Source organism: Massilia glaciei, from assembly GCF_003011895.2.
Lineage (GTDB): Bacteria > Pseudomonadota > Gammaproteobacteria > Burkholderiales > Burkholderiaceae_D > Telluria_A > Telluria_A glaciei.
This window is the reverse complement of sequence record NZ_PXWF02000238.1, coordinates 25,809-35,604: the sequence shown is the minus strand read 5'-3', so window position 1 is coordinate 35,604 and position 9,796 is coordinate 25,809. Positions and strand designations below refer to the sequence as shown.

General features: G+C 63.4%; 9 protein-coding genes. 5 read left to right on the top strand and 4 right to left on the bottom strand.

The features are described from left to right. Window positions 1-754 (bottom strand): hypothetical protein (locus C7C56_RS15045; RefSeq protein ID WP_106758192.1); only part of this gene is annotated, 754 nt, incomplete at its 3' end. A 74-nt stretch (window positions 755-828) separates the two neighbouring features. Further along, window positions 829-1,083 (bottom strand): hypothetical protein, encoded by a 255-nt coding sequence (locus C7C56_RS15040; protein WP_106758191.1) that lies wholly within the window; start codon window positions 1,081-1,083, stop codon window positions 829-831. 156 nt (window positions 1,084-1,239) lie between these two features. Between C7C56_RS15040 and C7C56_RS15035 the strand changes: the two genes are divergently transcribed. Next, window positions 1,240-1,767 carry a hypothetical protein gene (locus C7C56_RS15035; RefSeq protein ID WP_106758190.1) on the top strand — a complete coding sequence of 176 codons (528 nt, stop codon included), beginning with the start codon at window positions 1,240-1,242 and terminating at the stop codon, window positions 1,765-1,767. An 86-nt stretch (window positions 1,768-1,853) separates the two neighbouring features. On the opposite strand, the gene C7C56_RS15030 is transcribed toward C7C56_RS15035, so the two are convergent. Together C7C56_RS15030 and C7C56_RS15025 are read right to left on the bottom strand one after the other, a co-directional pair. Continuing rightward, window positions 1,854-3,482 (bottom strand): M28 family peptidase, encoded by a 1,629-nt coding sequence (locus tag C7C56_RS15030; protein WP_106758189.1) that lies wholly within the window; start codon window positions 3,480-3,482, stop codon window positions 1,854-1,856. Between the two features lie 398 nt (window positions 3,483-3,880). Further along, window positions 3,881-4,561 (bottom strand): energy transducer TonB, encoded by a 681-nt coding sequence (locus C7C56_RS15025; protein WP_106758188.1) that lies wholly within the window; start codon window positions 4,559-4,561, stop codon window positions 3,881-3,883. 326 nt (window positions 4,562-4,887) lie between these two features. On the opposite strand from C7C56_RS15025, the gene C7C56_RS15020 reads away from it, so the two are divergent. From C7C56_RS15020 to C7C56_RS15005, 4 genes are read left to right on the top strand one after another with little or no spacing between them, the layout of a single operon-like run. Further along, window positions 4,888-5,541, top strand: coding sequence for a response regulator (locus C7C56_RS15020; RefSeq protein ID WP_229458793.1), 654 nt, complete (start codon window positions 4,888-4,890; stop codon window positions 5,539-5,541). Further along, window positions 5,541-6,437 carry a hypothetical protein gene (locus C7C56_RS15015; RefSeq protein WP_229458792.1) on the top strand — a complete coding sequence of 299 codons (897 nt, stop codon included), beginning with the start codon at window positions 5,541-5,543 and terminating at the stop codon, window positions 6,435-6,437. The genes C7C56_RS15020 and C7C56_RS15015 overlap by 1 nt, the downstream gene beginning before the upstream one ends. After that, window positions 6,434-7,954, top strand: a complete 1,521-nt coding sequence (locus tag C7C56_RS15010; RefSeq protein WP_229458791.1) for a sensor histidine kinase — start codon at window positions 6,434-6,436, stop codon at window positions 7,952-7,954. The genes C7C56_RS15015 and C7C56_RS15010 overlap by 4 nt, the downstream gene beginning before the upstream one ends. A gap of 59 nt (window positions 7,955-8,013) precedes the next feature. Then, on the top strand, window positions 8,014-9,702 hold the full coding sequence (locus C7C56_RS15005; RefSeq protein WP_106758195.1) for a M14 family zinc carboxypeptidase: 1,689 nt from the start codon (window positions 8,014-8,016) through the stop codon (window positions 9,700-9,702). Window positions 9,703-9,796 lie beyond the last annotated feature (94 nt).

Below are 9,796 nucleotides of genomic sequence, written 5' to 3'. Positions count from 1 at the left end.
AACACTTGAGCGCGATGGTAAGTCCGCGCCGGATGCGGTCGGCCAGCGCTGGATTGTCGCGGCTGACAAAGAAGTAGAAAGGCACTTGGTAATGCAAGAATAGGGACTTCTCAATCACGATGCCGTCGCTTGCATGCACGCGCTGTTCGTAAAAGGCCTCGTAGACACCGCGCGGCATGTAGTCGAACCGCTTGACGCGTAACATCGGGAATAGAAACTCAAGCGTGATCGAGGTGGCCACCGGCAGGCCATTGGCGCGCAGAACGTCGGTCGAGGGCCAGTTGACGCCGGCGCCGGCGCGCATCTGCCGCAAGTCGTCGAGCGTGCGCACCGCGCGAAATTTCTCCTGGTCCTCGGCGCGGATCAGGAACACCCGGTAGTCGTTTAGTTCGCGCAAAAGCGAGATGCGCACAGGCAGCAACTCGGCTTCGCGCTCGCCGTTGGTGCCGTCCCACATCACATTGATCGCGCCGCCCTTTTTGAGCTCGGCGTTCTGCCGCAAGCTGCTCAGGGGATGCTTAAAATACGCGATCTCGAAAGGGCCGTCGGTGGCGCGGGTCTTTTCTAGCGCCAGCCGCAACAGTTTGGGGAAGTAGCTCGCGTGACCTTTCGCACTCGGCGGCGCACCCGGTATGCGCACCTGCAGGGTTGCCGCGTGCCCGTTCGCAGTGGAGAGCATCAGCACGATAAGTGCCACCCAGCAGCGCCCGAACAGGCTGTTGCGCGGGCGGCAGGCAGGTGGGAAATTCGTCATCTACGATTTGGCGAGGGCAGGTTAAATATGCCTCATGGTAACGCAATGGCGATCGACTGGGGCGCGCCAAAGCGTCAGCGGCGTTCGCGCGGCCGCTGCGCACCACCGGCCTGGCCTTCCAGATCGTCGGGAATCAGCACCAACTTGCATGTGCCGCTCACGTCGCCGCGCGGCATTTTTGCCTTCACCTTGTCGCCTTGTTGCTTTCCTTTGCATGCCGCAAATGCCTCCTGCGGCGGCCCGCAGCGTTCGCCGCGCTCCGGGTGCTGGGGCTGTGCGAAGGCTGCGCCCATGAAGGCTAACAGGGTAACGGGGACGAGGCGTTTCATGGCGGGCTCCTAAAAATTCGTGAGGCTGGGCGTTTCCAGCATGCAACCATAATCCCCAAAGTTTGTGGAGCAATTATGAAGGGACCCAAGTAAATCGCGCTTGGCGAATTGACTGAAACGTAGCAGAATCGGGTGCCAACATGTCGGAGAAATAAGATGCTCAAGTCGCCAAGTGGCTCCTTCATCAATGCGGTGGGACTATTCGCGGTGGCCATCGGCGCCATGGCGTGCGACACCACCGTCACAAACAGCGCCGCGGCGCCAAAGGCAGGCAATATGGTGAACCAATCCCTGCAAGTCGAATCGCGCGATGGCAAGGTGCTGGTGCACTACACCATCGACAACCAAAGTCCAAACGTGGTCCACGTGCCGGTCTCCATCGCCGAAGACGACCAGTTGTTTGCCAGCCTGTTCGTGATCACCGACAGCGCCACCGGCAAGCCGCTTGAATATACCGGGCCGATGGTCAAACGCGGGCCGATCACGGCCGACGATTTCTTGGCCGTCAAGCCCAAGACCAAACACGGAAACACAATCGACATCACCAACAGCTATGCCTTCCGCCAGGGCACGCACAGCTACCGGCTTGCGTACGAGGGCCAATACCTTGACGATGTGCGCAACCTCGAGAAGGTCACCCCCGCCGCGCTCGCGCCGGTGCAGTTTTCGCACACGGTCAAGTAAAACTCGCGGCATAAAAAAACCGCCCGCTCCGGTATTGCCGGTAGCGAGCGGTTTCCGCTTGGGCGCGCGTAGGCGCCCGTATCAGCTTATTTCCCGGCGCGGGCCTTGCCGAGTGCCTCGCCGGCCTTCCATGCCGGCATCTTCGGCGCATTGCCGATCATGCGGCCCAGGTTCAGCGTGAATTGCGCCTGCTGCACCATGCCGCTCAGATCCCAGCTCAGATCGTATTCGTCCGACACCTGGTGGTAGCGCACGCCGTAGGCTTTTTGTTTCTCCTGACCGGCTACGGCATCCTTGATGTAGTCGCTTCCGCCCTTGATCGAGAACGCCGGCACGCCCGCCTTGGCGAAGCTGAAATGGTCGCTGCGGAAGTAGACGCCCGCCAGGTCCGGCTTCGGCGTCGATATGCGCAGGCCCATCGTCTTGGCGGTGGCGGCGGCCATGCTGGCCAGTTCGGTGCGCTCGCTGCCCTGGGTGCCGATGTCGCGCGCGCCGCCGACAAAATTGAGGCTGTCGAGATTCAGGTTGGCGGCGGTCTTGTTAAGCGGCCACAGCGGGCTGGCCGTGTACGCGGCGCTGCCGAGCAAGCCCTGCTCTTCTGCCGCGACCCACAGGAACATTTGGCTGCGCTTGGTCGGCGCGTGCATGGCGGCATGCGCCATCACGATCAGGCCGGCGGTGCCCGACGCATTGTCGACCGCGCCGTTGTAGATGGTGTCGCCGCCGGTGCCCTGCATGCCGAGGTGGTCCCAGTGCGCCGTGTAAATGACGACTTCGTCCTTGAGTTTGGGGTCGGTGCCAGGCACCACGGCGGCGACGTTGAACTGCTCGATCGCGCGCACCGTGGCCTTGATGTCGCCCTTCACCATCGCGCCCAGCGCAACAGGTTTAAAGTCCTTGTTTTCGGCGGCGGCGCGCAGGGCGTCGAGGTCGTGGCCGGCGGCTTTGAACACCTTGCGCGCGGTGCCGTCGGTCATCCAGCCTTGCATTTCGGTCGCGGTTTTGCTATCCGCCAAACCGAATTGTTCCGCCTGCCAGCTGTTTTGAATCACGCTCCAGCCGTACGAGGCCGAGGCGTCGGTGTGGATCAGCAGCACGCCGGCCGCGCCGCGCCGGGCCGCTTCTTCGAATTTGTAGGTCCAGCGGCCGTAATAGGTCAGGCCCTTGCCGTTGAAACGCTCCGGCTCGGCAGCCGTCGGCGCCGGGTCGTTGACCATCATGACCAGGATCTTGCCTTTGGCATCGATGCCCTTGTAGTCGTCCCAGCCGGCTTCAGGCGCGCTGATGCCGTAGCCGACAAACACCATTTCGCCGTTGACCGCGTTGGATGGCTTGCCGTTGGCCGGGGCCCACACCCAGTCGTTGCCGAAGGCGAGCTCTTGCGCCTTGCCGCCGACTTCGATGGCGACGTTGCTGTCCTTGGGCAGCGCGCGCACGCCGGCGATCTTGACGGCCTGGCGGAAGCTGTTGCCGTTGGCCGGTTTCAGGCCCAGGGCCATCATTTGCGCTTCGAGGTAGGCCACGGTCAGGTCGCCGCCGCGCTGGCCGGTGCCGCGTCCCTCGAGCAAGTCGCTCGAGAGGAAGGCCATATGGCCGCGCAACGGGGTTTCCTGGATGGCCGGCGCGTGGACGGGGCCCTTTGCTTGGGCGGGAAAGGCCAGGGCGACGCTGGTGGCGAGGACCGTGGTGACGATGGAGGAAAGCATCTTTTGCATGGGTTCCTAGTGCGGTGGTGGTGGGAATCGGGCGCGCGTTTGCGCGCTGGACATTGTATGCGATTCCCAGCCCACTAATCGCAAACACAGATGCTGCAAGCACAGCAAACATAAGGAGCATAGCTTCCGTAAACACAGCAAATATATGGAGGCACAGATTTCGGAAACACAGCAAATACACGGAGCACAGCTGCCGCAAGCACGGCAAACATAGCAAGCACAGCAAACAACGTCCTCGCGGATGGCTCGGCGCCCCCGCGTTGACCCATAGCACGGTTGCTTATCGCTAACGTTCTATGGGTCCCCGCATCCGCGAGGACGATGTTGGTTTTTTATGCTGGATTCCTTCTCTACGATTCCTGAGGCAGCGTTCCTGAGGCACCCTATCACCACCCTTATTAATCCAAGGTCCACACATAGGCGATCTGCGCCCATGCCTGCTCGGGAACGCCATTGGTCGTGGCGGGCTTGAAGTTGCACATGCTTAAGGCCGTCTGCGCCGCGCGGTCGAGCTCGCGCGATCCGCTCGAACTCTGGATGCGCGAGCTCTCCACCTTGCCGTTGGCGCCGACCAGCAAGGCGAGGGCGACCGTGCCGGTGTCGCCATTGCGCGCCGCCCGGGGCGGATAGTCGGGCATGCCGCACCCTCTCGCATCGGCGAACACGGCGGTGCGCATGCCCCCGGGTTTGGCCTCGCCGGCGCCAGTGTCGTCGCCTGGCGGCGTGATATCCGCGGTGGCCCCTTTCTTGCCGGTCGTATCGGGCGCCACCTTGCCATCGAATATGGCCACGGTCAATTTTGGCGGTTCGATCGTTTTGATCGGTTCGATGTTGTCCGGAATATAGATAGGCGGCACCACAGGCTTGGGTTCCGAGAACTTGACCGGTTCCGGCGGGACGATCTGGACGGTCTTCTCCGGGACCATCGTCACCGTCGGTGGATCGATAAGATCGGTGGGCTTCCACCCCTTGCCCATGCCGTTGATGATCGCGTAGCCGACCACGATGTGAAGGGCGGCGACCATGCCGATTTTCCCGAATTTATTGCCAGCGTCGTTGTAGTTGGAAGCGAAATGCATGGTGATCTCCTTTTTGTCGTTGTCGCAATCTGTGCGCCCGGGGTGCTTCGCTCCGGCTGAATGTTCAATATCCAGCCGATGGAATCAATATATGCTAGAACCTAGCAATTTTCAAGGCATTTGATAGTATTTAGTTCTTCCTTTGAAATGCACGTTTAGGTCATCGCACTGTCAAACAGGACCAAGATCGGCGGAGCTCGCGCCCGGAGCCGATGTGTGGAATAATCTTGAGTGCCGCGCCGTGGTTTGCCGCTGAAACAACATATTGTTGCCATTCAACAGTAGCCAGATCTGCACCGGGCGCGGCCGCACCTGGAGAGTCGACATTGCACACTGAGCACAACAAACCGATCCGCGTCCTGCTGGCCGACGACCACCCCATCGTCATGACCGGCTTCGCCATGTCGCTCTCCGGTGTCGGCATGGACGTGGTCGGCCAGGCGCGCACGCCCGAGGAGGCGGCCGGCATGTACGCCGAACTCAAACCCGACGTCATGGTCCTCGACATCCGCTTCGGTACCGAGCTCACCGGCTTGGACGCGGCGCGCGACATCCTCAAGAAATTCCCTTCGGCCAACGTTGTTTTTCTGAGCCAGTTCGACCAGGACAGCCTGATCAAGGAAACCTACCGCCTCGGCGCGCGCGCCTTCGTCACCAAAGACTGCGACCCGGCCGACCTGGCCACGGCGGTGCGCCACGCGCACGAGGGCAAGTTGTACTTTCTGCCGCACATCGCCGAGCGCCTGGCCAACCTGTCTGTGCGCGGCGACGAATCGCCCCAATCGCAGCTCGACCAGCGCGGCCTCGAGATCTTCAAGCTCATGGCCGAGGGTCTCACCAACGCCGAGATCGCCGAAAAACTCAACCTGTCGACCAAGACCATCAGCAACATCAGCCAATCGGTCAAAGAGAAACTCGGCGTCCACCGCCAGGCCTACATCACCAAGCTGGCCGTCAAGCACGGCCTGATCGAGCCATAGTGCCCCCGTCGCGCGGCGCGGGCCTGCTGCTGTTTTGCCTGTTGGCCAGCCTTAGCGCCGGCGCCTTTGCCAGCGCCGCTGCGCTGCAGCGCTTCCAGATCGTCACCGGCGACGACAGCGCCCTCACGCGCCGCATCGCCCTGGACCTGCACAAGCGGCTGGTGCCGGTGTTCGCCGACGACAACGTCGAGAAGGTCGACGACGGCCTGCCGCAGCGCAAGGTGTACGTGGCGATCGGCCCGGTCGCGCTGCGCGAGGCCATCATGCGCAAACCCGAAGGCGTGGTGATCGCCGCGTTCACCTCGGCCCACGTGTGGCGCTCGGTGGTGGCCGAGGTGCCGCGCGGGCGAAAGAGCTCGGTCACGGCGATCTTCGCCGAGCCGGCGCCGTCCGACCAGCTGCGCCTGATCCAGCTGCTCTACAAACGGCCGGTGCGGGTGAGCGCGATCGTCAGCGCCGACACCGCCTTCCTCAAGCCGTTTCTGCAGGGCGCGGCCGAGATCGAGGACTACCACCAGGGCGACGACATCAACGGCGCCCTCAAGCGCATCGCCAAGGCCGAGGCGCTGCTGGCCATGCCCGACCGCGAGGTCTACAACACCGAGAACATCCGCAACATCCTGCTGTCGACCTACCGGCACAACCAGGGCGTGATCGGGTTCTCGTCCGACATGGTCAAGACCGGCGCGCTGGCCTCGACCTACTCCGAGATCGAGGACATCAACGCCCAGATCGCCGAGACGGCGGCCACCTTCATCGCCACCAACGAGCTGGCAGGGCCGCAGTTCCCGCGCTACTTCCGCACCATCGTCAACGCCGGCGTGGCGCGCTCGCTCAAGGTCGTCCTCGACGACAACGTGACCAAATTCGGGCGCCGCCCGCCGGGAGTCAAATGATGAAGATCCGTTTCTGGAGCAGCTGGAGCATCGGCACACGCATGATCTTCATCACCATGCTGCCGGTGGTGTTTTTGTTTTCGTCCTTCGTCTGGTATTCCTGGTACGCGCACCGGGCCCAGGTGTCGGAGGAGCTGGCCGAGCGCGGGCGCATCCTGGCCAAGGCGCTGGCCGAGACGAGCGAGTACAACGTCATCTCGGGCAACCTGTCGGATCTGCGCCTGACCATCAACGGCCTGGTGCAGTCCGATAAAAGCATCTTCCGCATCGACGTCGTCGACGCCAAGCAGCGCGACGCCATCAGCGTCGCCTCGAGCTTCGCGGTCGATGCCGAACCGCACTTCTACGAGGCGCCGATCCGCAAGCAGATGATCTGGATTAACCTGTTCTCCGACAATGGCGCGCCGCATGTCTCGGGCTCGAGCGACACCAAGCCGCCGACCCTGACCACCGAGGTGGTGGGCTGGGTGCGGGTGACGATGTCGCCCTCGAACATGCTCGACAAGCAGATGCGGCGCTTCCTGATCGAGCTCGCGATCGCCGCCGCCGCGCTCGCGGCCAGCGGCGTGCTTGCCTACTTCCTCGCGCGCAGCCTGACCATGCCGCTCAAGTCCTCGATCGGCGCGCTGCGCGAAATCCGCGGCGGCAACTACCAGGTCGAGATCGCGGCCACCACCGGCGGCGAGATCGGCGAGCTGCAGGAGTCGATCAAGGAGATGTCGCTGGCGCTGAACCAGTCCAAGCAGGAGCTCGAGAACAAGGTGGCCGAGCGCACCAAGGACCTGGTCGAATCGCGCAACGAGGCGCTTAAGGCCGACGCCGACAAGCGCAAGCTGATCCAAAAGGTGAACTCGATCGTCGAGGACGAGCGCAAGAGCATCGCCATCGAGATCCACGACGAGCTCAACGCCTCGCTGATCGCGGCCCGGCTCGAGTCGCAGAGCATTTTGCATTTGGCCGGCAAGGTCGAGCAGGGACCGGTGATCGACGAGATCAAGGCCAAATCGCAGGCCATCACCAAGCTCACGCTCGACCTGTACGCGAGCGGACGGCGCCTGGTGCGGCGGCTGCGCCCCGAGGTGCTCGACATGCTCGGCCTGCACGGCGCGGTCGAGGAAATGATCCGCCATTACGACGGCGCCCATCCCGAATGCCGCTTCTCGTTCCATTCCGAGGGCGACTTCTCCAAGCTCGAGAGCGAGCTGGCCATTTCGGCCTACCGCATCATCCAGGAGGCGCTGTCGAATGTGCTCAAACACGCCACCGCGACCCATGCGCAGGTGGCGCTGACGCTGTCCCAGCACGACAACATGCTGCACATCGAGATCGCCGACGACGGCGCCGGCTTCGACACCGCGACCGCCTCGTCGGGCATCGGCATCATCGGCATGCGCGAGCGCGTGTACGCGCTCAATGGCGTGATCAGTTTCGCCTCGCAGCTGACCAAGGGCACGGTGATCGCGATCGCCTTGCCGCTGGCGTGGCGCTCGGAGCCCGCCCGCGCGGTGCTCGCCTGATGCGCCGCGGCCGCCCCGCCACATCCACTTCTTGCGTTTTTTGACCCAGATAGATGAACATGCCGAACGAACTGCAGACGCCCTACGACAAGGGCAACAAGAATCAAACCACAACCTGGTCCGAGTGCATCGGCCACTACGAGGAACTGGCGCGCCGCTATCCCGCGATCCTCAGTTTTGGCGTGGTCGGCATGTCCGACGGCGGCGTGCCGATGCATGCGGGCGTGGTCAGCGCCGACGGCGTGTTCGACCGCGCGCAGATCAAGCGCGAGGGGCGCCCGGTCTTCTTCAACAACAACGGCATCCATCCGGGCGAGCCCGAAGGCATCGACGCCTGCATGGCGCTGGTGCGCGACTTTTGCCTCGAGCCTGAACGGCTGGCCGCGCTCGGCAAGACCGTGTTCTTGTTCATCCCCCTGTACAACGTCGACGGCAGCCTCAATCGCGCCGACACCTCGCGCGTGAACCAGGACGGCCCCGAGCAGTTCGGCTTTCGCGGCAATAGCCTGAACCTCGACCTGAACCGCGACTTTATCAAATGCGACAGCCTCGCCGCGGGCGTGTTCAACCGCCTGTTCACGGCGTGGGACCCGGACGTGATGGTCGACACCCACACCTCCAACGGCGCCGACTATCCGTACACGATGACGCTGATCCACACCCAGGCCGACAAGCTCGGGGGCGGGTTGGGCCAGTTTTTGAGCGGGACCATGCTGCCGCATATGTTCGCCGAAATGGCGCGGCGCGGCTGGCCGACCTGCCCGTACGTCAATCCGGTCAAGGACAGCCCGGACCACGGCATCGCGGAGTTCCTCGAGACCCCGCGCTTTTCGACCGGGTTCGCGGCGCTGCACCACACGATCGGCTTCATGCCCGAGACGCACATGCTCAAGCCCTTCGCCGACCGCTACGAGTCGATGCGCGCGCTGGTCGAGACCGCGCTCGACTTCACGGTCGCGCACGCGGCCCAGATCCAGTCGCTGCGCGGCGCGGCCAGGGAGCAGGGCAAGACGCGCCGCGAGTGGCCGGTGCATTGGGCGATGGATGCCGCGGCGCCGTCGACCTGGCGCTTCAAGGGCTACGCGGCCAACTACACACCGAGCCTGATCGGTAACTACACGCGCCTGTCGTACGACCGCTCCGCGCCGTGGGAACGCGACATCAAGTACTTCAACAGTTTTCCGGCCGACGTTGTGGTGCCGGCGCCGCGCGCGTATGTGGTGCCGCAGGCTTGGCGCGCGGCGATCGAACGGCTCCAGTGGAATGGCGTGCAGATGGAGCGGATCGAGACCGACCGCGTGGTCGAGGTCCAGTACTACCATATCGCGTCGGTGACATCGCGCCCGGCGGCGTATGAGGGGCATATGTACCACGACGACATGACGCTCGAAAGGCGCACCGCGCAGATGACGCTGCAGGCGGGCGACTACTGGGTGCCGCTCGACCAGGACAACGCGCGCTACGCGGTCGAGACGCTCGAGCCGCAAGCGCACGACAGCTTTTTCCGCTGGGGGTTTTTCAACAGCGTGCTGGAGAAAAAAGAGGCGTATTCGGACTATGTGTTCGAGGACCACGCGCTCGAGCTGCTGCGCACCGAGGCGCCGTTGAAGGCCAAGTTCGACGCGTGGAAGCAGGCAAATCCGGCGCTGTTGTCGGACCAGGTGGCGGTGCTCAATTTCATCTTCACCAACTGCGAGCGCTACGCGGAACCGGGCTGGAGGCGTTATCCGGTGTTGTCGGTGTTCTGACTCCGCGCGGGCACAAGCAACGGCATTCCGGCGAAAATGCAAGCGCGTGCCTTGCGCTAAGCAGGGCAAACCATATGAGCGCCACCGACAACCC